Consider the following 24,566-nt stretch of genomic DNA (forward strand, 5'->3'; position numbering starts at 1 on the left):
CCATGCGCAATCTACTGCTTGCCACCCTGTTGATGTTTGCCCTGCCCCTGCAGGCCACCGCACAAGAAGAGGTGGTGCTGGGTCTCAGCCAGGACCGTGTTGCCATCACCGCGACTTTTGACGGCTCGGAAATCCTGATCTTTGGCGCGGTAAAGCGGGAAACCCCAATCCCGGACACCGAGCAACTGCAGGTTATCGTGACCGTTTCAGGCCCCGACCAGCCGGTGCTGGTGCGGCGCAAGGAACGCAAGCTGGGCATTTGGGTCAACACAGATTCAGTTCTGGTCGATTCGGCCCCGACCTTCTATGCCGTGGCCACCAGCGCCCCGCTGTCGCAAATTTTGTCCGACATCGAGGATCTGCGCTATCGTATCTCGATCAATCGGGCGATACGCTCAGTTGGGGCCGCGATGCACATTCGTGGCGCTCAGGATTTTGCCAATGCCGTGGTGCGGATCCGCGAAAATGAACAGCTATACTCGGTGCGCGAAAATACCGTTGCGGTCGACCAGCAAACCCTGTTTCGAACCGCCATCGATATGCCTGCCGACCTGACCGAGGGCCGCTATACCGCCCGCATCTTTCTGACCCGCAACGGCAAGGTGGTGTCGCAATATGAAACCCCCATCGACGTGCGCAAGGTGGGGCTGGAGCGGTTTCTCTATGTGATGTCGCGTGAGCAGCCGTTCCTATACGGGCTGATGTCTCTGGCGATTGCCATCGCCGCCGGTTGGGGCGCATCTGCTGCGTTCCGTCTGCTGCGCAATAACTAATCCGGCACACCGATGACCGGGTCCCTGGCCGACTATCTGCCGTCAGGGACCCTCTTGACCCTCAGACTCCAGTTTCAACGCAGCAGCCGGAGCGGCGCGCAAATCGTCCACCCGCAGCGGTGCGCTGGGTTTGGACAATCGGTTGCGGACCACCCAGATCAAACGCTCTTGCGCCCGGGTGATGGCCACATAGGCCAGCCGCTTCCACAGCGGCTGCCCCGCCTCAACCCGGCCCATCCGCGCCGCCACGAATAGATCTGGGGCAAAGACCTGCGTGGTGCCCCATTGCGACCCCTGCGCCTTGTGGATGGTCACCGCCGCGCCATGCAGGAAGGTCGCCCCCATCCGCGCCGCAAAGGGAATAAACGGCTCTTCCTCATCCGGCTTTTCGATTTTCACAATCGAGGCCGCACTGACCTGAGGATCCTCGGCCCCGAGCACGTGCAGCCGTGAAAACCCCGGTTTGCGGCCCGGCCCAAGATAGACCACCTGCGCCCCCTTGATCAGTCCGCGCGCCTCCAGATCCAATCGTTTCTTACGATGTTTCATCGGCAACTCGATGCCATCGCAAATCAGCGGCTCCCCCTCCATCAGCGCATCTTCGGGGGCACCGTGAACCGTACGAAAGGCATTGATCAATTTGATCCGGGTCGCATTGCGCCAGACCAGAACCGGCGAGCGCGCCATCAAATCGACCTCAACCCGTTGCCCCCAGACAACCCGGTCATCGCGCTTCGAGGCCTCCTCGATCATCCGCTCAAAGTCCTGGAACGTCAGTTGCGGATCGGCCAGCGCATGGGCCAGATCCAGAATCGGATTATCCGCATCCTGACGGTGAACGCGGTGCAATTCCAGTTTGCGTTCATCGGGCACAGAGTCAAATATCATCGCCCCGGATTGGTTCACCGGTGCCAGCTGCGCCGGGTCACCAAACAGCACCAGACTGGGAAAGATCTCTTTCAAATCATTGAACTGGCGGTCATCCAGCATTGAGGATTCGTCAACAAAGCCAATATCCAGCGGCTCTTCTCGCCGCTTCCAGCCGGTGATAAAATCTGAACCGCGCAAGCCCGCCGACGCCATGGCGCCCGGAATGGACTTGTTGCGCTGGTAAAACGCCGCAGCCCGCGCCAGCGCCTCTTCGGTCAACCCCTCGATCTCAGGCGGCTCGCCTTTGCCAGCCAGCCACTCGGCCAGCTTTTCATATTCGGGGTCATACATCGGCGTATACAGAATGCGGTGAATGGTGGTGGCCGGCACCCCGCGCAGGCGCAGAACCGACGCCGCCTTGTTGGTCGGAGCCAGAATCGCCAGGGTGCGGCGATCGCCCTTTTTGCGGCTCTCGTAATCGCCTGACACGACCTCAACGCCCGATTGCTCCAGCGCTTTGTACAGTTCAGCCAGCAACAGCGTTTTGCCCGACCCCGCCTTGCCCATCAGCGCCATCACGCCGCTTTCGCCTTTTGGCTGCTGCAACAGGCTGTCATCAAGATCGACCCCTGCCTGGCGCAGCATTTCAGTGACCCTGTCAAAGGCAGCGGCTTGGTCTTCAGAGAACTGGATGGGAGGTACTGTCATCCCCTGACCCTATAGGCGCAGGGCTGGCTTCACCAGAGCCCGCCCTGCGTTTCCAAAGTGTTTTCAAGCGCTCATTGCCATTGGCTGATCGTTGGCTCCGCCAAATGACCGGTCGAACCACATGCGTGACATTTCCGGTGCAATACCAGATTTCTGAGCCACCATATCATAGCTGTCTGGGGTGAACTCCCACAGGCCGACATTGATCTGATCGCGGCCCTCACCCTCACTGCCCAGCACCTCGGGCGAGGAGCCGATGGCGCGGTAGATACGGATCATCCGTCGGTCAAACACCCCAACAAAGTGATCAATATGGAAATTGCGCATAATTTCACCGCCCCCCAGCATCAGGGCACCGGCCACCTTGCTGCTGGCATCGCGCGACAGGCAGAACCGGGTGCATTCCCAGATGAAAGGACTGTAGATCGGCACCCCGCCGGTCAGATGGCCAAAGATGTCATTCACCATCACCCGCCCGGTTGTGGGCAGAAACCGCATCGAGCCGCCATGGCTGCCATCGGCTTGCTCCCAGATGACATAGAGCGGGTTCAGCGCGTCATATTCATCGCGCTCTTCGCCGGAAGAATTAAGGGTGACGTCCCACCCCAACCGGGTTTTGAACTGGTCGGCCCGGTCTACGAACATTGAATGTGCCAGATCGGAAAACTTGTGAAGGTCGTTTGCATAAATGTAACGAAGCATTGCTATCCCCATTTCGTGAAAAGACAGTAAAACCTACGATCAAAATGGTTAACGTATAATTAGTTTTTTGTTAATAAATGGAAACAAATTGTTAAACGACAATTAGCCCTCTGCTCATTGCACGTGCAATAGCATGTGTAGTATTAAGCGCGCCAAGTTTGAACCGGGCGCTTTCGATGTAGACCCGCAGTGTGTGCTCGGAAATCGACAGTGTTTCAGCGACTTGGGCACGGCTGTATCCCATGGCCAGCAAGGTCATGACGTCCACTTCACGCGGCGACAGGGTACGCGATTGTTCCGGCGCTCGGTTGGGTTCAAAATCCAGCGCCTTGCGATTGAAATAATGCGCCAGCAATATTAGATCACGGCTGTATTTTTCGGTGAATTTCTCCCAACTCGCATCATCGCAATTATGACTAACGGAAAACAATGCAAATTGGCCATTGGGGCCGCGAATCGGAATGGAGTATCCCTGATTGCCAACCCCGTGCGCCTGCGCGTCGGCCAGAAATATGCGCGCTGACTTGCTGGACCAGTCCAGCCGTTTCCAGTCCACCGGGTGAAACCGTTGATAGCAGCCGGTGATAACGGGATCCGTGCGCAAGTATTCCTGATCCAGGTAGCGCTGAACCCAGTCATCCGAATACGTCCCGCAGCCGTATTGATCTCCGGCACTGTCCACCCAGTGATAGACGATGTGATCAATTTCAAAGAGATCCCGGACCTTTTCAATGACGTCCTGAATACCCTCAAGAGTACTGGTGGCCTCCAGTATTTTCAGGATCCTGTCCAAGTTGATTCTGTTCGCCATTCTTTTGCGCACCAGCTTTTTCGTCAATCGAAGCCATTTCAGACCTTGCCACTTCAAGCGTTTCGCTCAGGTGGTCAGCCAATGTCCTCATGTCATTTGCCGCAGCATATGACCGCAGGTCAACGAGAACGTCCAGCATCCAGTGCGATTGAATCATAGAAGTGCCTCTTTTCACAAAAACCTCGTTAAATGTGACTAACATACGAACACAATGCCAGAAATTCGCTATTTCTTCCTCCCCCGAAATAGCGAGGGCGAAATCTACAAGCCCCTGAAACCAAAGCCGGGGGTCGCAAAATGGAAAAACCCACGAACCATTGTTAATGATTCGCGGGTCACCGCCCGAGGCGGTTACGGTCGGGAAGCCCCCCCCTTGATAGGATGCAACTAGCCGGCTTCAAGCACGTCTTCGAGGGTCCGCAGACCAGTTGTCGGGGCCTGCACCAGCACCGACATATTGCCCGGCTTATGCTCGTTCCGCAGCATTTTCATATGCGCCTGTGGCAGGTCAGCCCACGCGAACACTTCGGACATGCAGGGATCCAGACGCCGTTCCAGCATCAACTTGTTGGCCGAGGCCGCCTGCTTGAGATGGGCAAAGTGGCTGCCCTGCAGGCGTTTCTGGTGCATCCACATATAGCGCACGTCCAGGGTCAGGTTGAACCCGGTGGTGCCCGCACAGATCACCACCATGCCGCCCTTTTTACAGACAAAGGTGGACACCGGGAATGTCGCTTCACCGGGGTGTTCGAACACGATGTCTACGTTATTGCCCTTGCCGGTGATCTGCCAGATCGCGGCGCCAAACTTACGCGCCTCTTTGAACCAGGTGGCATATTCGGGCGTGTTCACCGTTGGCATCTGGCCCCAGCAGTTAAAATCCTTGCGGTTCAGAACCCCCTTGGCCCCCAGCCCCATGACAAATTCGCGTTTACCTTCATCCGAGATCACCCCAATGGCATTGGCCCCGGCAGTATTGATCAACTGGATGGCATAAGACCCCAGCCCCCCCGAGGCGCCCCAGACCAGCACGTTCTGCCCCGGCTTCAACTCGTGCGGGTGGTGGCCGAACAGCATCCGATAGGCGGTTGCCAGCGTCAGCGTGTAACAGGCACTTTCCTCCCAGGTCAGGTGCTTGGGACGTTGCATCAACTGTTGCGACTGCACCCGGGTGAACTGGCCAAACGATCCATCCGGGGTTTCATATCCCCAGATGCGCTGGCTGGTGGAAAACATCGGATCGCCACCGTTACATTCTTCGTCTTCACCATCATCCTGATTGCAGTGGATAACGACCTCGTCGCCGACCTTCCACTTTTTGACCTTGTCACCAATGGCCCAAACAATGCCTGCGGCGTCGGAACCGGCAATGTGATAGGGCTGCTTATGGCCATCAAAGGGGCTGATCGGCGTCCCCAGGGCGGCCCATACACCATTGTAATTGATGCCGGCGGCCATCACCAGAACCAGCACATCATGGCTGTCCACGCTGGGCACATCGACAACTTCCTGCAACATCGCGCTGTCGGGATCACCGTGGCGCTCTCTGCGGATGGCCCAGGCATACATCTGCTTGGGCACATAGCCCATCGGAGGCATCTCACCCATTTCATACAGGTCTTTTTCGGGTGCCTCATACGACAACACGTCAGGATTGGTGTCCAAAGCCATAACAGCCTCCATTTTGTCTCTTTTCGCCGCAGTGCAGAATCGCGACGCCCCCTACGGAATAAAAACGGTCGAGCAATAAAGCAACCGGATATCTTGATATTTGGTAATTTTATAACCCCGCAAGCGCAGAACTTCACTTAGCACCCGCAGAAACCTCCGTGGGCCGAAGGTCAGAACCCGCTGCCGAATAGAGTTAGCGTAGTCGTTCGAAAGGTCACGCTCACCAGCGCGGCGCCTCTGCAAACCCGGGATCACAGCCAGCCCCCAAAGTACCCGTCACCGGCACCACATATTCATCGGAACGGGCGGGAACCCCGCCTGATAAATAGCACGCCAGCACTTCAAAAACAGGTAATTACCATTCCTTAGGAACAAGAGATTGTTGCCCCACGCATTTTTTTCATACTATTCTGCAAGTATATAACCCACTCGCCCAGCCCATTGGCGCCCTTGCGTTCAATGAAAATGTCATTTTGCAAAGAAAGAATATCATGTTTTCCAGACGACAGCTCGTTACAGCAATGGCCGCCCTGGCCGTCACCGCAACCACCGCGATCCCCGCTTTTGCCCTGGACCGGCGGGTCAGAATTGTAAATGACACCGGCTATGTGCTGGTTGAATTCTATGGCTCAAACAAAGGTTCCACCTCATGGGAGGAAGATATTCTGGGCCCGGATGTGCTGCGCACGGGGCAATCCGTGATGATCGATTTTGACGATGGCACCGGCTATTGCAAATTCGATTTCAAGGCGATCTTCGATGATGGCGACGAGCTGATCCGAAAAGGTGTCAACATCTGCGAGATTGGCTCATATACCTATAATTGACGATCGCGGCTCATCGAACCAGCAGCAAGCGCGCCGACCACTGGTCCGGCGCGCTTTTTGCCGCGCCGTATCAGCTTCGCCGCAACGCAGCGAATTGACAGCGCCACAATATTTCCCGTATCAAGCCAGTGACGAAATAAAATTACCACATCACTTACGAGGCTCCGATGACGCAGAAAGACCGCCCCTGGCTGATCCGCACCTATGCCGGCCACTCGACCGCCAGTGCCTCAAACGCGCTGTACCGCAGCAATCTGGCCAAGGGTCAGACCGGGCTGTCGGTGGCGTTTGATCTGCCAACCCAGACCGGCTACGACAGTGATCACACTCTGGCCCGCGGCGAAGTGGGCAAGGTTGGGGTACCAGTGTGCCACCTCGGTGACATGCGGGCGCTGTTCGAGCAGATCCCACTGGCTCAGATGAACACCTCGATGACCATCAACGCCACCGCCCCCTGGTTGCTGTCGCTCTATATTGCCGTGGCTGAAGAACAGGGCGCCGATGTCCGCAGCCTGCAGGGCACCGTGCAAAATGATCTGATCAAGGAATACCTCAGCCGGGGCACCTATATCTGCCCGCCCAAGCCCAGCCTCAAGATGATCGCCGACGTGGCCGAGTATTGCTATACCAACGTGCCCAAATGGAACCCGATGAACGTCTGTTCCTACCACCTGCAAGAGGCCGGTGCGACACCTGAGCAAGAGCTCGCCTTTGCCTTAGCTACCGGCCAAGCAGTCTTAGATGAGCTCAGGCCAAGAGTCCCCGCCGAGGATTTCCCGGCGCTGGTCGGTCGGATCTCGTTCTTCGTCAATGCCGGCATCCGTTTTGTCACTGAGATGTGCAAAATGCGCGCCTTTGTCGATCTGTGGGATGAGATCTGCGAGACCCGTTATGGCGTCACCGACCCTAAATATCGCCGCTTCCGTTACGGCGTGCAGGTCAACTCGCTGGGGCTGACCGAACAACAACCCGAGAACAACGTCTACCGTATCCTGATTGAGATGCTGGCGGTGACCCTCAGCAAAAAGGCCCGCGCCCGCGCCGTGCAGCTGCCCGCCTGGAACGAGGCCCTCGGCCTGCCGCGGCCCTGGGACCAGCAATGGTCGATGCGGATGCAGCAAATCCTGGCCTATGAAACCGATCTGTTGGAATTTGATGATCTGTTCGAGGGCAACCCGGCAGTTGACCGCAAGGTGGAAGAGCTGAAGACCGGCGCCCGCGCCGAATTGAGCAATCTTGACGGCATGGGCGGTGCTGTGGCCTCGATTGAGTACATGAAATCACGGCTGGTGGATTCAAATGCCGAACGCCTGGGCCGGATTGAACGCAATGAAACCATTGTTGTCGGCGTCAACCGCTGGACCGAGGGCGAAGCCTCGCCGCTGCAAACCGAAGACGGTGGTATCATGGTGGTGGATCCGGCGGTCGAGCAGCAACAGGTGGGCCGCCTGAATGAATGGCGTCGGGATCGCGACACTGGCCAGGTTCAGGCGGCGCTCGCAGCGCTGCGGCAGGCGGCTGCCAGCGGCGACAATATCATGCCCGCCTCTATCGTCGCCGCCAAGGCCGGGGTCACCACCGGCGAATGGGCGCAAGTAATGCGTCAGGTCCACGGCACCTACCGCGGCCCCACCGGGGTGTCGGGCTCGGTGTCCAACAAGACCGAAGGGTTGGAGGACCTGCGCCAGCAAGTTGATGATGTCAGCGACCGGTTGGGCCGTCGGTTGAAACTTCTGGTCGGCAAACCCGGGTTGGATGGCCATTCGAACGGCGCCGAACAGATCGCCTTTCGCGCCCGCGACTGCGGCATGGATATCACCTACGACGGTATCCGTCTTACCCCTGCGGAACTGGTCGCGACAGCGCTGGAGGAGGCGGCCCATGTGGTTGGCCTGTCGATCCTCTCGGGCAGCCATTTGCCACTGGTCCAGGAAACAATGGACCGGATGCGCGACGCCGGCCTGGGGCATATTCCGGTGATCGTAGGGGGAATCATTCCGGATGACGACGCCAGGGCCCTGCGACAAATGGGGGTATCGCGCGTTTATACCCCGAAAGATTTTGAGCTGAATTCAATCATGAGCGAAATTGCAACCCTTGCATCACCCCAAAAAGTTGAAAGTTAATATTAAACAATAGCCATAATCGCCAAAAATGCAAAAAAGATGCTTAAAACCATCTGACAATTGGGCCAAAAGCAGTTACGCGCTAATTGGATAGCGTAGGTACTAAAAACTGGAGACTAAAATGACCCTCAACCTTGCGGAAATGTCGCGTAAAGATCTTCTGCAACTCAAGACGGATGTTGATGAGGCGCTGAAGTCAGCCGAACAACGTGAACGTCTCGAGGCGCTTAAGGCAGCCGAGCAAGCCGCCGCACAATTCGGTTTTTCGCTTGAGGAAATTGCCAATGGCGGCCGTTCAATCGGCAAACGCTCAAAGGCAGCTCCTAAATACAGAAATCCGGCAAACCCTGAAGAAACCTGGACTGGCCGCGGTCGCAAACCGCATTGGATCCACACGGCCTTGACATCCGGCGCTGATATCTCTGATCTGGAAATCTGATCCAGAAACGGAGAGCGCTTTAATGACCATTCATATTGGTGCCGCAAAAGAAGACATTGCGGAAACCGTCCTTTTGCCAGGCGATCCCTATCGCGCCAAATGGGCGGCCGAAACATTTCTTCAGGACGTGCGCCTGGTCAATGAGGTCCGTGGCATGCTCGGGTTCACCGGCACCTGGAAGGGACATCGCGTCACCATCCAGGGCAGCGGCATGGGGATGCCCTCGCTGTCGATCTACGTCAACGAGCTGATCCGCGATTTTGGTGCCCAAACATTGATCCGCATCGGATCCTGTGGCGGCATGCAGGATCAGGTCAAGCTGCGCGACGTTATCGTGGCAATGACTGCCAGCAGTCTCAGCACCCCATCGCGCGGCATTTTCAAGGAGCTCAACTTTGCGCCCTGTGCCGACTGGAGCCTGCTGCGCGCAGCGGTGCAAGCCGCCGAGGCCAAAGGCACGACAACCCATGTTGGCGGGATCTACTCATCGGATGTGTTCTACGACGAACGCCCTGATCTGAATGAACAGATGGTACGCCACGGCATCCTGGGCGTCGAGATGGAAGCCGCCGAGCTGTATAATCTGGCGGCCCGACATGGACGCCGGGCTTTGGCAGTACTCACGGTTTCGGACCACCTGATAACCGGCGAGTCGCTGCCATCTGACCAACGCGAGCGGAGCTTTGGCGACATGGTGGAAATTGCCCTCGCGGCTGCCTTTTCCTAACCCTTCGCTGCGCATGTTTTCCCATTGGGTCAGCACGTCGCAGCAGACAGACCCTTAGCCCGTGCCGGAGACCCCTCCGGCACGGGCTTTTTTGTCAGCGATGAGATCAGCGGCCCGCAAAACCCTCATCCCGCGGCCAATCCGGAGCGGCTAGCGCCCGTGGCTGCCGTCATAAGTGTTGACCTGCGGAGCGACCCAGCCCTCCAATGCGTCAGCCGCCGGCGCAAACACTTCGACCAGCAGCGGGTGGCAGGCGGCGGCATCACTGGAATGTTCGGCGCTACAATCGCCACCCGGGCAGGCGCTGAGCGCCCCCAGCAGGTCAGTCTCGGCAAAGAATTCCAGATAATCACCGGGGCGCACCGGCGAGGCCTTCATGAAATATTGCCCGGTGTCTCGGCTAAAGCCAGTGCACATAAAGACATTCAACACGTCATGCACATGCGGTTCGGCCTCAGCCAGAGACAGGTCCAAATGATCCGCCAACGCCCGGGTCAGGTTGGAATGGCAACAGTGATGATATTGGCTGCCGGCCAGCAGATTGCCGGTATAGGGGTCACAGCGGGTGCCGATCACATCATGAACCGAGCCACCGTATTCATCGATACCATACCAGCCCAGCGTATCATCGGTGAGTGTCGCCATCGGGCGCAGGTAGGGAAAACTGCTCCACATCCGTTCTCCGGTCGTGATATGTGACCCATGCAGCGCCCGCGTCTTGCCGGAATAAAACCGCTCACCCAGATCATTGCGGTTCCACAGGTTCAAATCACCCACCTGCGCCCCCTCAACCGAACTGATGCGGAAAAAATGACCGGCCGACACCTCAAAACACGCCGCATCACGCGCCGGGATCAGCACCTCGTCCAGCTTGACCGCGCTGGCCCGCGCCCGGCGATACAGCGCCAGATCCACCGGCGGCAGACTGTCATTCGGGTAGCAGATCACCGGCGCCACAGCCCGGCGCGCCGCCGCATCCTCAGGCGCCTTCACCAAAAGATCCACAGCGGTCTCAGAGGTCATCTCGGGGGCAGAATTACACATATCTCGGGCTCCATCTTGGTCGCCCTATCAACGCCCGCTGGCCCGGCTTGCGCAAGCCCAATTAGCGCAACCCCGGCGGCTTTCTCGACACTCGCCAACCGGATCAGCGGCTCCCGCGGCCGCCAGCCCGGCCGGCCAATGCCGACAGGCTTGCGGTCTTGGGCGTGGCGCCGCGCTTTGCGCGGCGCCACGCCCAACCAGAGGCAGGTGTCGAAGAGACCAACGATGGGCGGGAGGCCATCTGGTTGTTTGCTTTGCAAGTGGGGCCAAGCCTCGGTGCCGATAGCAGCAGCTGTCCTGATGACATCAGCCTGCCGCCACGCCTGGGACGGTGACCCGCGCGCAGAATCCGGTCTCTGGAGTGCCAAATTCTCAGGCCCACTCAGGCCGCAGAGTAATACGGCACTATTGGGCTTTCCGTCAGATCATATTCCGCCTGTGCAGCCGCCTGTGCGGCGACAGGTTCAGGTGTGTAATATGCCCAGGCCTGCTCCAGGTGCTTCAACGCGTCCTGCGCCTGCCTGTTCGGCAATCTGGTAACTTTCTGCATCGTTTCTCTCCCGACAGGAAATGGATGGTCGCGCGTGCAGAGAACATAGGCGCATCCGGCAGCGGGAACACCGGATGATCATGCCGTGTCGCCATGCAGAGACAGCATGGCTCTTGTTGACCCTGTGGCAGCACCACCAACGCAAAACGCCGCCCCTATGCGGGGCGGCGCTTCACCTTCGAATTGATCCGGACTACAGCGTCCGTTCGACCATCATCTTCTTGATGCTGGATATCGCCTCAGCCGGGTTCAGACCCTTGGGGCAGGTATTGGTACAGTTCATGATGGTGTGGCAACGGTACAGCTTGAAGGGATCCTCCAGCTCGTCCAGACGCTCTCCCGTCGCCTCATCGCGGCTGTCGATGATCCAGCGATAGGCGTGCAGCAGCGCGGCGGGGCCCAGGTAGCGATCACTGTTCCACCAGTAGCTGGGGCAGGAGGTCGAGCAGCAGGCACACATCACGCATTCATACAGACCGTCCAGCTTCTTGCGGTCCTCGATGGTCTGTTTCCATTCCTTGGCCGGACTGTTGGTCTTGGTCTCCAGCCAGGGCATGATGCTGGCGTGCTGAGCATAGAAATGGGTCAGGTCCGGGATCAGGTCACGCACCACCGACATATGCGGCAGCGGGTAGATTTTCACATCGCCCTTGATCTCATCCATGCCGTAGATACAGGCCAGAGTGTTGATGCCATCAACGTTCATCGCGCAGGAGCCACAGATGCCCTCGCGGCAGGACCGGCGGAACGACAGCGTCGGATCGATCTCGTTCTTGATCTTGATCAGCGCGTCCAGCACCATCGGACCACAGGTGTCCATATCCAGGAAATAGGTGTCTACCCGGGGATTCTTGCCGTCATCCGGGGTCCAGCGATAGATCCGGAACTTGCGAATATTGCTGGAGCCGCTGGGTTTCGGCCAGGTCTTTCCCGTGGTGATCTTCGAGTTCTTCGGGAGTGCGAATTCGACCATGATGTGTCTCCTTGCTTAGCCACCTACCAACAGAGCCGTTGCCGCGCCCTGCTGACAGATGTTCATTTTTTCCGATGCCCGCGCCAGAGTACTGGCGATTCCGGGCGCGTAATTTTCACCCGCGTTTCCGCAGGCAATGTGTTTTTCCAAAGCTGAATCGCAGACAGGGGCACTCACGCCGCTCACGACGATCCCCCCTCAGGCGCGGCATTCACCCCGGCAATCCGGGCCAGCAGTGCCGCATCCCGCGGAAACAGCCGTTCCAGCCGACCGGTCAGCTTGGGGTCATGCGCCGCCAGGTTGAGCACCGCCGCAAATTCCGGGTCCTCAGCCATTTTCTGCCACCGACGGCTGGTCTCCAGCTCGTCGGCACTATTGGCCTGCTTCTGAAACGACGAGCCGCCGCCATAGCGTTGCACGGGTCCCAAACTGTTGTCGCGCACAGGCAGCTCCAGCTGCCCCAGGATCATCGCGCGGTATTTTTCGCTGCGCACCCAATCGTCGTAACAGATGCAGGTAAAGCCCAGCTCATCGGCCTCTTCCACCTGTCGCAGCAACACCCCGTAATAGTCGATGGCCTGCAACAGGATCGCATTGCGGCGCAGCAGGCTGTAGGACTCATTGCCCTGCATCTTTTTCAGCAAGGACGCGGCCCAGTTCAGAAAGCTGCGGTAGATCAGCACGTCGCCGGTCAGCAGCGTTTCGTCAAACGGCCCCGAGACCGCGCGCAGTGGCGCGAACATCGCCGGTGTTACGTCCTCATAGGAGATCAGCAACAAAGCGCCCTGTTCTGCGCGCCCGGAAACCGAGGCCAGATTCTTGCGCGCCTTGCGGTGCGACGCAAGGGTGCCGTCCACCTCAATCGAGCGAAAACTCTTGAACGGATCGGTGTTCGGCTTGCAATTGTTGAGAAACACCGAGTGCCCCGAGGGCGCGTTGCGTTGCAGCCAATTGGCAATGGCATGGTTTCCCGACCGGCGCATGCCAAACATCCGCAGCGCCTGCCCCGGAACCAGACCCAGACGGGTCCACTCCCTGGGCGGGCCGCCACCCAATTGGCGATCCACCGCACTCATCGTCTGACCTCGGGGATAAAACCGCCGCCGATAGCGGTCCAACCCGCACAGGCAGGCAATGACCGGAGCGCCAAGTCTCCCGTCAGTACCACTGTTTTATCCCTCAAAACCATCCGGCAGCGACCTCAGAAAGTCCGCGCTTTTGGCGCGACCTTGTTCAGGCTGATGCCGCCGTCTGCTTCGGTTGTCAGCGGCTTGACCACCACCGGACGGTGGCTCAGATCTACCTTAGCGCCATCAACCCGGGAGATTGTATGCACCCGCCAGTTCTTGTCGTCCCGCTCCGAGAAATCCTCATGCGCATGCGCACCCCGGCTTTCCTTGCGCGCTTCGGCACCGTGGATGGTGGCCAGCGCGTTGGGCATCAGGTTGGCCAGCTCCAGCGTCTCCATCAGATCCGAGTTCCACACCAGCGAGCGGTCGGTGACCTTGAGGTCATCCATCTTACCGGCGATCGCTGTCATCTTCTCGACACCCTCGGTGAGGGTCTTTGAGGTCCGGAACACCGCCGCATCAGACTGCATGGTTTTCTGCATTTCCAACCGCAGCTCGGCAGTGCCGACGTTGCCCTTCGCGTGGCGCAGCCCGTCAAAGCGGTCAAACGCAGCGTCGATTCCAGCCTGGTTCAGCACCGGATTGGGCGCCTCGGCATCGACAACCTTGCCGGCCCGAATGGCCGCAGCCCGGCCAAACACCACCAGATCGATCAGTGAGTTGGAGCCCAGACGGTTGGCGCCATGCACCGAGGCACAGCCCGCCTCGCCCACGGCCATCAGGCCGGGCACCACCGCATTCGAATCCTTGGCAGTGGGGTTCATCACTTCACCCCAGTAGTTGGTCGGAATGCCACCCATGTTGTAATGCACAGTCGGGATCACCGGGATCGGCTCTTTGGTCAGATCAACACCGGCAAAGATCTTGGCGCTCTCGGAAATCCCCGGCAACCGTTCAGCCAGCGCCTCGGCTGGCAGGTGGCTGAGGTTCAGGTGGATGTGATCGCCATCCTTGCCCACGCCGCGGCCTTCGCGGATTTCCATCGTCATTGAGCGCGAAACATAATCGCGGGGCGCAAGGTCTTTGTACTGGGGCGCATAGCGCTCCATGAACCGCTCCCCTTCCGAGTTGGTCAGATAGCCGCCTTCGCCGCGCGCGCCCTCGGTGATCAGACAGCCCGAGCCGTAGATGCCGGTGGGGTGGAACTGAACAAATTCCATATCCTGCAACGCCAGGCCAGCCCGCGCCACCATGCCTCCACCGTCACCGGTACAGGTATGCGCCGAGGTGGCCGAGAAATAGGCGCGGCCATAGCCTCCGGTGGCCAGCACAACCATCTTGGCGTTGAACACATGCATGGTGCCGTCGTCCAGCTTCCAGCAGACAACGCCCTGACACTGTCCGTCCTCGGACATGATCAGGTCGATGGCGAAATACTCGACATAGAATTCAGCGTTGTTCTTCAGCGACTGACCATACAGCGTGTGCAGGATCGCGTGCCCGGTGCGGTCCGCCGCAGCACAGGTCCGCTGCACCGCAGGGCCATCGCCAAATTCGGTGGTGTGACCGCCAAAGGGGCGCTGATAGATCTTGCCCTCTTCGGTGCGCGAGAACGGCACCCCGTAGTGCTCCAGCTCATAGACCGCCTTGGGCGCTTCGCGCACCATATATTCCTGCGCGTCCATGTCGCCCAGCCAGTCCGAGCCCTTGACGGTGTCATACATATGCCACTGCCAGTTGTCGGGGCCCATGTTGGACAGCGAGGCGGCAATGCCACCCTGCGCCGCAACCGTGTGTGAGCGGGTCGGGAACACTTTGGTCACGCAGGCGGTGCGCAATCCCTGTTCAGCCATACCCAGCGTCGCCCGCAGACCAGCACCACCGGCGCCAACCACAACAACGTCATACTCATGCGTTTCATATTCGTAAGAAGCCATGTCTTATTCCCTCACAGCGCGATTTTGGCGAGGGCAAAAAGCCCGGTGGCGATGGTGGCGTAGCTCAGGCCGATCACCAACATGATCAGCGCTCGGCGCATCGAGCCGCGCGCATAATCTTCGATCATCATCTGCGCGCCCTTGTTGAAATGCAGAACAGCCACAAAAAGTGTCATCCCGGTCAGCAGCGCCGGAAAGGGGCGAGCAAATGTGGCCAGCACCTCTTCATGGCTGCCGCCGATCGCAGAGCCCAGAATGTATAGGAGCGTCGGCACCATAAAGGCCAGCGCCACGGCGCTCACCTGCATATACCAGTGATGGGCTGTGCCGGTTCCCGAGGCCCCATTGCCCTCGGCCCGCTTGCGGGCTGTCAGATAGCGCATGTTCGCCTCCTTATACCAAAAACAGGGTGATGACGGTCAGAACAACTGAGCCGATGATGATACCCCAGCCCAGCTTGTTGGCGGTGGGAATATCGAGCCCATGCCCGGCATCAAAATACAGATGCCGCAGACCCGCCAGATAGTGGTACCAGATGCCCCACAGTGCCAGCGTCATCACCAGATTGCCCAGCCAGGAGGTCAACAGACCATTCACCACATCAAAATACGCAGGCGATGTCGCCGCCGCAAGCAGCCACCAGACGATCAGCAGAATCGCAAAGATCAAAGCGTTGCCGGTGATCCGCGTGAGGATCGAAGTGATCGAGCTCAGCTGCGGGCGATAAATACTCAAATGAGGCGATAGCGGGCGATTACCCCGATTGACATCGGCCATGGTGGCTCCTCTTCGGTTGGCTGACGGTGTTTTAGCGGATTTTTAGCGACTGTCACCCAAACGAATGGTAAATAATCGTGGTATTTTGCCTGTTGGCGCTAAAAAATCACAGTTGTGATCACAGCATTCGGGCTTGTGATCACAAATTCTCAAGTTAGAGAAGTTTTGCAGACTCAATCCCCTTGCCGCAAATCACTGCACGTCACGCACTGCGCAGTCTGCCGCGCCACCTCCCGCAGCAGCTTCATGCGGATGCGCGCAGGGTAATCCGCAAAGCCCCCGGCGGTGGCCACAAAAGCCCCCTCGCCGTGGATCACATTTTCATAGAAATAGCTGGTCAGATCGGCATCGCTCTGCTCGATGGCCAAGGCATTCACTGTCACCCGCGCCTGAACCAACGCATCATACAGTTCACGCGGCGCCACCCCTTCGTTAGAGGTGCCATCCCCGGACAGATCAATCACCCGCCGCCTACAGTCCGGCACCCTATCAAACTGCGCCACCGCCAGTACCAGCGCTTGGCCGATGGCCGTCGAATAATTGCGCCAGGGCCGCTCCAGCCGCTCGATGCGATCCGCCAATTTCTCTGTGGCGGCAAAATCACCCATCTCGACCCAGGCAATGCTGACTTCTTGACGGGTTGAGCCCGACCACTGGATCACCATAACCTGCGCCTTGCCCCGCACCAAGGCCTCGGCGACCACCCCATCGCGCAGGCCGGCCGCCAGCCCCTCCATCTGAATGCGGTATTCCTCAGCATCCACCGAGCCGGACACATCCACCGCCAGCACCAAAGCCAGATCGCAGGCCAAACCACCGACCGGCGCCCCAATCAGAACCGATAAAATCACAGAACGCAGAAACGACATGCTCGTAACTTAACAAGCAAGGCGCAAAAAACGGATCACTTTTTCGCCATTCGCCGCCCAGCGCCCAGGATCCGCCCTTCATCTGGCCAAAAATATCCCGGGGGTCTGGGGGCAGCGCCCCCAGCCATCACCGCCGCCGCCCGGATCAAAGTGGCATCAAGGCCCAGTAATCCAGATCCAGCAGCACCCCCGGCAGGTATTTGCCATCCTCGCCCTTCAGCGCAAACGGCGCCGCGCCGCTGGTTGCAACCAACCGCAACCGAATGGCACCAACCCCGGGCGCCGAGGTCTCAGCCTTGTCCAACACCTCAGACCAGGCCCGCACCGTCATTCCCGACACACAGGGGTTGGCATGGGCGCCGCCATTCAACCCGACAATCATCTGCGCATTGGCCAGCCCGTTGAACGACAGCGCCCGCGCCAATGAGATCACATGGCCGCCGTAAATCAACCGCGTGCCGTCTGGCCGGGCGGTGGCGTCAAAATGCACCTTGGCGGTGTTCTGCCACAGCCGCGTCGCCAACATGTGCTCGGCCTCCTCAATGGTGACCCCATCCACATGGTCGATCTTCTCGCCGACCTGGTAATCACCCCAGCGATGCGGCTCGCCCGCCAGGTTGAAATCGTAGTTGGAAAAATCCAGCCCCGCCGGGATCACCAGTTGATCCGCGCGCAGCACCTTAGCCAGATCCGGGATCACCGTCACCGGCGCCGAAGCCTCCACGTCCCTCTTGCGCAGCATCACCCAGCGCACATACTCCAGCACACAGTCATCGCGCTGGTTAAAGCCGCGGCTGCGCACCCAAACCACGCCAGTTTTACCGTTTGAGTTCTGCTTGACGCCAATCACCTCGGACACCGCCCGCAGCGTATCACCGGGATAAACCGGCAGTAGCCAACGGCCTTCACCGTAACCTAGGTTAGCCACCGCATTCAGCGACACATCGGGCACTGTCTTGCCAAACACCAGGTGAAACGCCGCCCAATCGTCCAGCGGTGACTTGGGCAGACCAGACCGGCGGGCAAACTCATCCGAGGAATACAGCGCATGGCGGGACGGATACAGCGCATGATACAGCGCCCGCTCGCCCCCCGACACCGTGCGCGGCACCGCGTGCTGCAACACATCGCCCACCGCGTAATCCTCAAAAAATCGTCCTGAGTTTGTTTTCGCCGGACTGGTCTTGGTCATTTTAGCGTTTCCAATTCAACTGGATATAAGTGTTCATCCACCCCGGAGAGGCCGCGTTTGATTGTCACGACGCCTTCGCCGGGGTGGGTGAATTCATCAATACTGGAAACGCTCTAATGCGCGCCCAGTTTGGTGTCGGGCGTATAGGTGCCCTCGACCTCTTTCACCACCGACTGGCCACAGCGCATGACGCCCTTGACCGGATCAAAGGCTTCGGTGGGGCTGCCATACAGCTCCCACCCTTTGTTCAGCGCATCCGTGACCTTATGACAAAAGGCCGAGGTGTCGTCCTCGCTGAGGAACCGATAGAGTTTCATAGTGTTTTATCCAACAAAGGGGGAAGGCCCGACAAGCCCGTGAACATAGCCGATAACAGCCAGCAAAAGGACCGAGACGCCGAGGAACATTGCGTCCTTGGCGATGGTGCCCTTGGGATTTGGCGTCCAGTTTGGCTCGGACCGGTTGATCACGATCATCTGGATCACGCCCCAGGCCAGCAGCCCACCAAACAGAATGATCGACGCCAGATCACCGTTGACCAGCAAATGCGCCGCCGCCCAGAGTTTGAAACCAATAAGCATCGGATGCCGCATCTTGTAGAAAATCGCGCCCTTGCTGGGGCCGGGACTGGTGAAATACAGCGCAATCAGCACGGCCAGATTGTTGATGTGCCTCAGAAACGGCGCCGGCTCCCAGATGGCAATAAATTCCATGCTGCGATAGCCCAGCACCATCAGCACAATCGAGCCGACCAAGGCCAGCGCCACCAGCCCCTTGCCCTTGTCGCCCATCGATGCGCGCATGTCCGGCGCCACCCGTTTGAACAGATGTGCTGCAATCCACAGCAGGATGCCTAAGACCAGTAATGTCATGTCAGTTTCCTCATGATGTTAACTTGGTTAACGCCTAGAGCGAAACTGCGGCGATTGCATCCGCTTTTGCGATAATCTCGCGGGCGGTAACCACATGCAGGTTTTCCACGATTTTGCCATCAACCACGGCAACCCCCTGCCCTGCGGCCTCGGCCTCGTCGAAGGCTGCGATCTGACGCCGGGCCAGATCCATCTCATCCTCGGATGGCGCAAAGGCGGTATTGGCGACATCCACCTGCGCCGGATGGATCAGGGTCTTGCCGTCGAACCCCATGTCACGGCCCTGGCGGCATTCCTCGGCCAGCCCTTCGGCGTCCTTGAAGGCATTATAGACACCATCAACGATCACCAGCCCTTCGGCCTTGGCGGCCAGCAGACACAGGCCCAGCCCGGCCATCAGCGGCATGCGATCCACCCGGAACCGGGTCTGCAACTCCTTGGCCAGATCATTGGTACCCATGACCATGCCCTGCAATTTAGGATGCCTGGCGATCTCGGCCGCGTTCAGCATACCGCGCGGCGTTTCCATCATCGCCCAGATCGGCAAGTCGCCGGTGATCTCGGCCAGGGCATCCAGATCCGCCAGCGACGACACCTTGGGCAGCAACACCGCATCGCAATCCATTTGCGCCACAGCCCTGGCATCCGCGACCCCCCATTTGGTATCAAACCCATTGATGCGAACAATCCGCATCCGGGCGCCGTATCCACCCTGCTGCAACTGCTGTGCCAGCACCTCCCGCGCCGAGACCTTCTCACTGGCCGACACCGCATCCTCAAGATCAAAGATCACCGCATCCACCGGCAATCCCCTGGCCTTGTCCAAAGCCCGCGGCTTGGAACCGGGAATATACAGCACCGAACGAAAGGGGCGCGCGCGCATGTCCATCTTGTCTCTCCAGGTTTTAAAGTTGCCAAATCGATAGGGATTCGGTCATAAAATTACAAGATATATATTCTGCATCGCAGCATCGCATTTTTATTATTCAAGGTTCTCAATGGATAACGCCATAAGAATAAGGGCAAGAACGCAGTATTAAGAATATATCAGCACCTAATTGGCATAGTGTCTCAATCGAACCCATTACCTTCCAGCCAGAACGGCGCAGATCGTGGTTTAGAACAGCTAAAGGTTCGGTAAACGTCAGAAACCGGCTCGCTACGGAACTATCGAGGGTAGTGCGTGATCAAGTTAGCGTAGTACAGGCCGCTCCGGAAAAAGGGTAAAACCCATGATCAAGTCAATACTCAAACTGACTATGAGCTTAGGTTTCATAGCATTGGCACCTCAGCAGGCATCCGCTGAACAAAACAGAAACTGCGCCCCCCGTGAGGCCGTCGTAGAGCGTCTGGCCAGCACCTATGGTGAAAGCCGACAGAGCATCGGACTGGGCGAACGGGGTATGGTCATCGAAACCTTTGCCTCGGCAGATACCGGCACCTGGACCATCACCGTCACCACCCCCAATGGCTTGACCTGCCTGGTGGCGTCAGGGCAGTCCTGGGAGGAACTGGCCGAGGCATTGCCGCCCCAGGGCAACGACGCTTAGAATACCCGGCTCACAACGGGATCTGGTTTTTGGGGGTATCGGCCCCCAAAAACCACCGCTGCAACCCAGACCATCACAATCGGCACGGGAATCGACAGGAATGCACAACCGCGCCTGCCCCGAATTCTCGCTCAATTTCCCGCCTGAATGCGCCGCCACCTCGCTTGAATGCGCCGCCACAACACTTCCTGTGATCACAAATCGGAAAAACATTATCGCGCCTGTCGGCATTTCCCACGGGCCCTAACCCCCTAGTTTACAAGTTCTTTAGCGTTATCAGCCACAAACCGGTCAGGTTGCTGCGGCGCCGCGCTGCAGCGCAGAACTCTTGCACGACAGCGCGGAACCCCGTAGGCAACCGGCAATTTCAACCGGACCGGAGACATATTCCCATGGCCAGACCCAAAATCGCCCTCATCGGCGCAGGTCAGATTGGTGGCACCCTAGCCCATCTCGCCGCAATGAAAGAACTCGGCGACGTCGTTCTTTTCGACATTGCCGAAGGCACCCCGGAAGGCAAAGCGCTCGACATCTCGCAGTCCGGCCCCTCCGAAGGCTTTGACGCCACGCTGAAGGGCACCCAGTCCTACGCCGATATTGCTGGCGCCGATGTCTGCATCGTCACCGCCGGTGTACCGCGCAAACCCGGCATGAGCCGCGATGATCTGCTCGGCATCAACCTGAAAGTGATGAAATCGGTTGGCGAAGGCATCCGCGATCACGCGCCAGACGCCTTTGTGATCTGCATCACCAACCCGCTAGACGCCATGGTTTGGGCGCTGCGCGAATTCTCGGGCCTGCCCCACGCCAAGGTCTGCGGCATGGCTGGCATTCTCGACTCGGCGCGCTTCCGCCACTTCCTGGCGGACGAGTTCAACGTGTCGATGAAAGACGTCACCGCCTTTGTGCTGGGCGGCCACGGCGACACCATGGTGCCACTGACCCGCTACTCTACCGTTGGCGGCATTCCACTGCCCGATCTGGTATCGATGGGCTGGACCACCCAGGAAAAACTGGACGCAATCGTTCAGCGCACCCGGGATGGCGGCGCCGAAATCGTTGGCCTGCTGAAAACCGGTTCGGCATTTTATGCGCCCGCCACCAGCGCCATCGAAATGGCCGAGGCCTATCTGAAAGACCAGAAACGCGTGCTGCCCTGCGCCGCTTACGTTGATGGCGCTCTGGGCCTGAACGGCATGTATGTTGGCGTTCCCACCGTGATCGGTGCCGGCGGCATCGAACGTGTGATCGACATCCAGATGGCCCCTGACGAGCAGGCAATGTTCGACAATTCAGTCAATGCCGTCAAAGGCTTGGTCGATGCCTGCAAGGCTATCGACGGCTCGCTGTCCTAACCCGTCAACCTGTCTACAGACCTCGGGCACGCCAGATCAATGGCGTGCCCTTTTGTTTGCAGATCAATCTGGGCTTACAGTCCTGATTTCTGCGGCACCTTACCCGCAGCATTGCCGCCTGTGCACGGACAACACCACCATAGCAGCCATAAGGTGGCGGCCCTGTGAAAAGCTGGCATCTGATACGCTGCCAACCGGTGGATACGCGACATGCTCCCCCTCTTTGCAGCGGTTCTGACCCGGGCGCGAAGACCCTCCCGGCGCAGGGATGTCGCGTTTAACCAAAAAGTGGCGAAAACCGACAGCGGCACCGTAAACGAATCACTTTTGCAGATGATGCATTAATTTGTGATCACACGCTCAAAAGCTGTGATCACAAATTCCAAAAATCTTAGCTATTTCGCTGCCTCCTGTAAAATAACCCTTTAACCAAAGGGGCTATCACAGCGTATAAACACCACAATCGCAGTCAGACGGGACAGTTTCAAATGAACATCCACGAATACCAGGCCAAGGCCCTTCTTCGCAGCTATGGTGCCCCAATTTCAGACGGGCGCGTTGTACTGAAAGCAGAAGACGCCAAAACCGCCGCAGGCGAAATGGACGGCCCGCTTTGGGTGGTCAAAGCACAGATCCACGCAGGCGGCCGCGGCAAGGGCTCCTTCAAAGAAGCCGACGCCGGTGACAAAGGCGGCGTGCGCTTGACCAAATCGGTCGGAGAGGCCGCCGAGGAAGCCAAGAAGATGCTCGGCCGCACTCTGGTCACCCATCAGACCGGTCCGGCTGGCAAACAGGTCAACCGCATCTACATCGAAGACGGCGCGGGCATCGAGTCCGAACTCTACCTGGCGCTGCTGGTGGACCGCCAGACGTCTCAGGTTTCCTTTGTCTGCTCGACCGAGGGTGGCATGGACATCGAAGAGGTTGCCGCAGCAACCCCCGAAAAGATCCTGTCGTTCAGCGTTGATCCCGCCACTGGCTACCAGGCCTTCCACGGTCGCCGCATCGCCTTCACCCTGGGTCTCAAGGGCGTACAGGTCAAACAATGCGTCAAACTGATGGGCCAGCTGTACCAGGCCTTTGTCGAAAAAGACATGGAGATGCTGGAGATCAACCCACTGATCGTCACCGACGCTGGTGATCTGAAAGTGCTCGATGCCAAGATCTCGTTTGACGGCAACGCCCTGTATCGCCATGCCGACATTGCTGAGCTGCGCGACGAGAGCGAAGAAGACGCCAACGAGCTGGAAGCCTCCAAGTACGACCTGAACTACATCACCCTCGACGGCGAAATCGGCTGCATGGTGAACGGTGCGGGTCTGGCGATGGCCACTATGGACATCATCAAACTGTACGGTGCCGAGCCTGCAAACTTCCTCGACGTTGGCGGCGGCGCCACCAAAGAGAAAGTCACCGAGGCCTTCAAGATCATCACCTCTGACTCCAAGGTCAAAGGCATCCTGGTCAACATCTTCGGTGGCATCATGCGCTGTGATGTGATCGCCGAGGGCGTTGTTGCCGCGGTCAAAGAAGTCGGGTTGCAGGTTCCGCTGGTTGTCCGTCTTGAGGGCACCAATGTCGAAGCCGGCAAAGCGATCATCAACAACTCCGGTCTCGACGTGATCGCAGCCGACAACCTGTCGGACGGCGCCGAGAAGATCGTGAAAGCGGTTAAGGGCTGATGGCGCAAGGGAAGCCGCTGTCAAAAGAATGCCAACGTTGTCGCAAAGAAAAACGGCTCAACGAATATTACGAAAATGCCACCAAACCTGACCACCGCAACGGTATTTGCAAAGTGTGTCAGGCTGAGGTTGACAAGAATAATAGAGGGAAAGCCTAAAATGGCCATACTCATCGACGAAAACACCAAAGTCATCTGCCAGGGCCTGACCGGCTCGCAGGGTACTTTTCACTCTGAACAGGCCATTGCTTATGGCACCAAAATGGTTGGCGGCGTGACACCTGGCAAAGGTGGCATGACCCACCTGAACCTGCCCGTCTTCAACTCGGTCCACGAGGCCAAGCACGTCACCGAAGCCAATGCTTCCGTGATCTACGTGCCGCCGCCCTTTGCAGCGGATTCGATCCTCGAGGCGATTGACGCCGAAATGGAACTGATCATCTGCATCACCGAGGGCATCCCGGTGCTCGACATGATGCGTGTTCAGCGCGCACTCCAGGGCTCTAAATCGCGCCTGATCGGCCCTAACTGCCCCGGCGTGATCACGCCGGATGCTTGCAAAATCGGCATCATGCCCGGCCACATCCACAAACGTGGGAGCGTGGGTGTTGTGTCCCGGTCCGGCACCCTGACATATGAGGCCGTCAAACAGACCTCTGACATCGGTCTTGGCCAGTCCACTGCTGTGGGCATCGGCGGCGACCCGATCAAGGGCACCGAGCACATCGACGTGCTGGACATGTTCCTGGACGACGACGAGACCCAGTCGATCATCATGATCGGTGAAATCGGTGGTTCCGCAGAAGAAGAAGCCGCTGAATTCCTCGCCGAGCAGAAGAAGAAAGGCCGTTGGAAACCAACAGCTGGTTTCATTGCCGGTCGTACAGCCCCTCCAGGCCGCCGCATGGGCCACGCCGGTGCGATTGTTGCCGGTGGCAAAGGTGGTGCCGAGGACAAGATTGAAGCGATGAAATCCGCTGGCATCGTCGTCGCCGACAGCCCCGCCGGTCTGGGCGAAGCTGTTCTGAAGGCGATCGGCTAA

General features: G+C 58.6%; 26 protein-coding genes. 9 read left to right on the plus strand and 17 right to left on the minus strand.

The window, feature by feature from the left end:
• Positions 1–2 precede the first annotated feature (2 nt).
• Positions 3–773: a TIGR02186 family protein gene (locus QPJ95_RS04595; RefSeq protein ID WP_270918470.1), complete on the plus strand. Its 771-nt coding sequence runs from the start codon at positions 3–5 to the stop codon at positions 771–773.
• 42 nt (positions 774–815) lie between these two features.
• Here the strand turns inward: QPJ95_RS04595 and QPJ95_RS04600 are convergent, their stop codons facing one another.
• From QPJ95_RS04600 to ccrA, 5 genes are all read right to left on the minus strand, one after another.
• Positions 816–2,351 (minus strand): ATP-dependent DNA helicase, encoded by a 1,536-nt coding sequence (locus QPJ95_RS04600; protein WP_270918471.1) that lies wholly within the window; start codon positions 2,349–2,351, stop codon positions 816–818.
• A gap of 63 nt (positions 2,352–2,414) precedes the next feature.
• A complete protein-coding gene (locus QPJ95_RS04605; RefSeq protein ID WP_270918472.1) occupies positions 2,415–3,053 on the minus strand; it encodes an acyl-homoserine-lactone synthase in 639 nt (212 codons plus the stop codon).
• 91 nt (positions 3,054–3,144) lie between these two features.
• A complete protein-coding gene (locus QPJ95_RS04610) occupies positions 3,145–3,864 on the minus strand; it encodes a helix-turn-helix transcriptional regulator (RefSeq protein ID WP_270918473.1) in 720 nt (239 codons plus the stop codon).
• Positions 3,803–4,021 (minus strand): hypothetical protein, encoded by a 219-nt coding sequence (locus QPJ95_RS04615; protein ID WP_270918474.1) that lies wholly within the window; start codon positions 4,019–4,021, stop codon positions 3,803–3,805. Before QPJ95_RS04615 ends, QPJ95_RS04610 begins: the two co-directional genes overlap by 62 nt.
• 230 nt (positions 4,022–4,251) lie before the next feature.
• Positions 4,252–5,535, minus strand: coding sequence for a crotonyl-CoA carboxylase/reductase (ccrA, locus tag QPJ95_RS04620; RefSeq protein WP_270918475.1), 1,284 nt, complete (start codon positions 5,533–5,535; stop codon positions 4,252–4,254).
• 491 nt (positions 5,536–6,026) lie between these two features.
• Here ccrA and QPJ95_RS04625 point away from each other — a divergent pair, with 491 nt between their 5' ends.
• The 4 genes from QPJ95_RS04625 (at position 6,027) to deoD (ending at position 9,654) form a co-directional block, all read left to right on the plus strand.
• On the plus strand, positions 6,027–6,362 hold the full coding sequence (locus tag QPJ95_RS04625) for a hypothetical protein (protein WP_270918476.1): 336 nt from the start codon (positions 6,027–6,029) through the stop codon (positions 6,360–6,362).
• A gap of 167 nt (positions 6,363–6,529) precedes the next feature.
• A complete protein-coding gene (locus tag QPJ95_RS04630) occupies positions 6,530–8,488 on the plus strand; it encodes a protein meaA (protein ID WP_270918477.1) in 1,959 nt (652 codons plus the stop codon).
• A 121-nt stretch (positions 8,489–8,609) separates the two neighbouring features.
• Complete coding sequence (locus QPJ95_RS04635) at positions 8,610–8,927, plus strand: H-NS histone family protein (RefSeq protein ID WP_270918478.1); 318 nt, start codon at positions 8,610–8,612, stop codon at positions 8,925–8,927.
• A gap of 22 nt (positions 8,928–8,949) precedes the next feature.
• Positions 8,950–9,654: a purine-nucleoside phosphorylase gene (gene deoD, locus QPJ95_RS04640; protein ID WP_270918479.1), complete on the plus strand. Its 705-nt coding sequence runs from the start codon at positions 8,950–8,952 to the stop codon at positions 9,652–9,654.
• A gap of 150 nt (positions 9,655–9,804) precedes the next feature.
• On the opposite strand, the gene QPJ95_RS04645 is transcribed toward deoD, so the two are convergent.
• The 12 genes from QPJ95_RS04645 to QPJ95_RS04700 form a co-directional block, all read right to left on the minus strand.
• The gene (locus QPJ95_RS04645; RefSeq protein WP_270918480.1) at positions 9,805–10,698 is read right to left on the minus strand and encodes an urea carboxylase-associated family protein; all 894 of its coding nucleotides are present in this window, start codon (positions 10,696–10,698) and stop codon (positions 9,805–9,807) included.
• A 382-nt stretch (positions 10,699–11,080) separates the two neighbouring features.
• Positions 11,081–11,248: a hypothetical protein gene (locus QPJ95_RS04650; RefSeq protein ID WP_270918481.1), complete on the minus strand. Its 168-nt coding sequence runs from the start codon at positions 11,246–11,248 to the stop codon at positions 11,081–11,083.
• Positions 11,249–11,441: 193 nt separating this feature from the next.
• The gene (locus tag QPJ95_RS04655) at positions 11,442–12,221 is read right to left on the minus strand and encodes a succinate dehydrogenase iron-sulfur subunit (RefSeq protein ID WP_270918482.1); all 780 of its coding nucleotides are present in this window, start codon (positions 12,219–12,221) and stop codon (positions 11,442–11,444) included.
• A gap of 182 nt (positions 12,222–12,403) precedes the next feature.
• Positions 12,404–13,297, minus strand: coding sequence for a hypothetical protein (locus tag QPJ95_RS04660; RefSeq protein ID WP_270918483.1), 894 nt, complete (start codon positions 13,295–13,297; stop codon positions 12,404–12,406).
• Between the two features lie 125 nt (positions 13,298–13,422).
• Positions 13,423–15,228 carry a succinate dehydrogenase flavoprotein subunit gene (sdhA, locus tag QPJ95_RS04665; protein WP_270918484.1) on the minus strand — a complete coding sequence of 602 codons (1,806 nt, stop codon included), beginning with the start codon at positions 15,226–15,228 and terminating at the stop codon, positions 13,423–13,425.
• 11 nt (positions 15,229–15,239) lie between these two features.
• Positions 15,240–15,611, minus strand: coding sequence for a succinate dehydrogenase, hydrophobic membrane anchor protein (gene sdhD, locus QPJ95_RS04670; RefSeq protein WP_270918485.1), 372 nt, complete (start codon positions 15,609–15,611; stop codon positions 15,240–15,242).
• Positions 15,612–15,621: 10 nt separating this feature from the next.
• Positions 15,622–16,005, minus strand: coding sequence for a succinate dehydrogenase, cytochrome b556 subunit (sdhC, locus tag QPJ95_RS04675; protein ID WP_270918486.1), 384 nt, complete (start codon positions 16,003–16,005; stop codon positions 15,622–15,624).
• A gap of 173 nt (positions 16,006–16,178) precedes the next feature.
• Positions 16,179–16,874 carry a DUF1194 domain-containing protein gene (locus tag QPJ95_RS04680; protein ID WP_270918487.1) on the minus strand — a complete coding sequence of 232 codons (696 nt, stop codon included), beginning with the start codon at positions 16,872–16,874 and terminating at the stop codon, positions 16,179–16,181.
• A 145-nt stretch (positions 16,875–17,019) separates the two neighbouring features.
• The gene (locus QPJ95_RS04685; RefSeq protein WP_270918488.1) at positions 17,020–18,066 is read right to left on the minus strand and encodes a MaoC family dehydratase; all 1,047 of its coding nucleotides are present in this window, start codon (positions 18,064–18,066) and stop codon (positions 17,020–17,022) included.
• 113 nt (positions 18,067–18,179) lie between these two features.
• Positions 18,180–18,383, minus strand: a complete 204-nt coding sequence (locus QPJ95_RS04690; RefSeq protein WP_270918489.1) for a DUF1737 domain-containing protein — start codon at positions 18,381–18,383, stop codon at positions 18,180–18,182.
• 6 nt (positions 18,384–18,389) lie between these two features.
• Positions 18,390–18,938 carry an NnrU family protein gene (locus QPJ95_RS04695; protein ID WP_270918490.1) on the minus strand — a complete coding sequence of 183 codons (549 nt, stop codon included), beginning with the start codon at positions 18,936–18,938 and terminating at the stop codon, positions 18,390–18,392.
• Positions 18,939–18,972: 34 nt separating this feature from the next.
• Complete coding sequence (locus tag QPJ95_RS04700) at positions 18,973–19,827, minus strand: HpcH/HpaI aldolase/citrate lyase family protein (protein WP_270918491.1); 855 nt, start codon at positions 19,825–19,827, stop codon at positions 18,973–18,975.
• A gap of 370 nt (positions 19,828–20,197) precedes the next feature.
• Between QPJ95_RS04700 and QPJ95_RS04705 the strand changes: the two genes are divergently transcribed.
• The 4 genes from QPJ95_RS04705 (at position 20,198) to sucD (ending at position 24,566) form a co-directional block, all read left to right on the plus strand.
• Entirely contained in the window at positions 20,198–20,488 is a 291-nt protein-coding gene (locus QPJ95_RS04705; RefSeq protein WP_390923772.1) for a hypothetical protein, read from the plus strand.
• Between the two features lie 392 nt (positions 20,489–20,880).
• Complete coding sequence (mdh, locus tag QPJ95_RS04710; RefSeq protein WP_270918493.1) at positions 20,881–21,843, plus strand: malate dehydrogenase; 963 nt, start codon at positions 20,881–20,883, stop codon at positions 21,841–21,843.
• A 488-nt stretch (positions 21,844–22,331) separates the two neighbouring features.
• Positions 22,332–23,525 (plus strand): ADP-forming succinate--CoA ligase subunit beta, encoded by a 1,194-nt coding sequence (gene sucC / locus QPJ95_RS04715; protein ID WP_270918494.1) that lies wholly within the window; start codon positions 22,332–22,334, stop codon positions 23,523–23,525.
• A gap of 159 nt (positions 23,526–23,684) precedes the next feature.
• Complete coding sequence (gene sucD, locus QPJ95_RS04720) at positions 23,685–24,566, plus strand: succinate--CoA ligase subunit alpha (RefSeq protein WP_270918495.1); 882 nt, start codon at positions 23,685–23,687, stop codon at positions 24,564–24,566.

Source organism: Parasedimentitalea psychrophila (genome assembly GCF_030285785.1).
Classification (GTDB): Bacteria; Pseudomonadota; Alphaproteobacteria; order Rhodobacterales; family Rhodobacteraceae; genus Parasedimentitalea; species Parasedimentitalea psychrophila.

What these genes read in the sequence shown, in the direction of transcription:
- QPJ95_RS04595 (WP_270918470.1), top strand. Translation starts at nt 3, where the DNA reads ATGCGCAATCTACTGCTTGCCACCCTGTTGATGTTTGCCCTGCCCCTG.
- QPJ95_RS04600 (WP_270918471.1), bottom strand. Translation starts at nt 2,351, where the DNA reads ATGACAGTACCTCCCATCCAGTTCTCTGAAGACCAAGCCGCTGCCTTT.
- QPJ95_RS04605 (WP_270918472.1), bottom strand. Translation starts at nt 3,053, where the DNA reads ATGCTTCGTTACATTTATGCAAACGACCTTCACAAGTTTTCCGATCTG.
- QPJ95_RS04610 (WP_270918473.1), bottom strand. Translation starts at nt 3,864, where the DNA reads ATGGCGAACAGAATCAACTTGGACAGGATCCTGAAAATACTGGAGGCC.
- QPJ95_RS04615 (WP_270918474.1), bottom strand. Translation starts at nt 4,021, where the DNA reads ATGATTCAATCGCACTGGATGCTGGACGTTCTCGTTGACCTGCGGTCA.
- ccrA (WP_270918475.1), bottom strand. Translation starts at nt 5,535, where the DNA reads ATGGCTTTGGACACCAATCCTGACGTGTTGTCGTATGAGGCACCCGAA.
- QPJ95_RS04625 (WP_270918476.1), top strand. Translation starts at nt 6,027, where the DNA reads ATGTTTTCCAGACGACAGCTCGTTACAGCAATGGCCGCCCTGGCCGTC.
- QPJ95_RS04630 (WP_270918477.1), top strand. Translation starts at nt 6,530, where the DNA reads ATGACGCAGAAAGACCGCCCCTGGCTGATCCGCACCTATGCCGGCCAC.
- QPJ95_RS04635 (WP_270918478.1), top strand. Translation starts at nt 8,610, where the DNA reads ATGACCCTCAACCTTGCGGAAATGTCGCGTAAAGATCTTCTGCAACTC.
- deoD (WP_270918479.1), top strand. Translation starts at nt 8,950, where the DNA reads ATGACCATTCATATTGGTGCCGCAAAAGAAGACATTGCGGAAACCGTC.
- QPJ95_RS04645 (WP_270918480.1), bottom strand. Translation starts at nt 10,698, where the DNA reads ATGTGTAATTCTGCCCCCGAGATGACCTCTGAGACCGCTGTGGATCTT.
- QPJ95_RS04650 (WP_270918481.1), bottom strand. Translation starts at nt 11,248, where the DNA reads ATGCAGAAAGTTACCAGATTGCCGAACAGGCAGGCGCAGGACGCGTTG.
- QPJ95_RS04655 (WP_270918482.1), bottom strand. Translation starts at nt 12,221, where the DNA reads ATGGTCGAATTCGCACTCCCGAAGAACTCGAAGATCACCACGGGAAAG.
- QPJ95_RS04660 (WP_270918483.1), bottom strand. Translation starts at nt 13,297, where the DNA reads ATGAGTGCGGTGGATCGCCAATTGGGTGGCGGCCCGCCCAGGGAGTGG.
- sdhA (WP_270918484.1), bottom strand. Translation starts at nt 15,228, where the DNA reads ATGGCTTCTTACGAATATGAAACGCATGAGTATGACGTTGTTGTGGTT.
- sdhD (WP_270918485.1), bottom strand. Translation starts at nt 15,611, where the DNA reads ATGCGCTATCTGACAGCCCGCAAGCGGGCCGAGGGCAATGGGGCCTCG.
- sdhC (WP_270918486.1), bottom strand. Translation starts at nt 16,005, where the DNA reads ATGGCCGATGTCAATCGGGGTAATCGCCCGCTATCGCCTCATTTGAGT.
- QPJ95_RS04680 (WP_270918487.1), bottom strand. Translation starts at nt 16,874, where the DNA reads ATGTCGTTTCTGCGTTCTGTGATTTTATCGGTTCTGATTGGGGCGCCG.
- QPJ95_RS04685 (WP_270918488.1), bottom strand. Translation starts at nt 18,066, where the DNA reads ATGACCAAGACCAGTCCGGCGAAAACAAACTCAGGACGATTTTTTGAG.
- QPJ95_RS04690 (WP_270918489.1), bottom strand. Translation starts at nt 18,383, where the DNA reads ATGAAACTCTATCGGTTCCTCAGCGAGGACGACACCTCGGCCTTTTGT.
- QPJ95_RS04695 (WP_270918490.1), bottom strand. Translation starts at nt 18,938, where the DNA reads ATGACATTACTGGTCTTAGGCATCCTGCTGTGGATTGCAGCACATCTG.
- QPJ95_RS04700 (WP_270918491.1), bottom strand. Translation starts at nt 19,827, where the DNA reads ATGGACATGCGCGCGCGCCCCTTTCGTTCGGTGCTGTATATTCCCGGT.
- QPJ95_RS04705 (WP_390923772.1), top strand. Translation starts at nt 20,198, where the DNA reads ATGAGCTTAGGTTTCATAGCATTGGCACCTCAGCAGGCATCCGCTGAA.
- mdh (WP_270918493.1), top strand. Translation starts at nt 20,881, where the DNA reads ATGGCCAGACCCAAAATCGCCCTCATCGGCGCAGGTCAGATTGGTGGC.
- sucC (WP_270918494.1), top strand. Translation starts at nt 22,332, where the DNA reads ATGAACATCCACGAATACCAGGCCAAGGCCCTTCTTCGCAGCTATGGT.
- sucD (WP_270918495.1), top strand. Translation starts at nt 23,685, where the DNA reads ATGGCCATACTCATCGACGAAAACACCAAAGTCATCTGCCAGGGCCTG.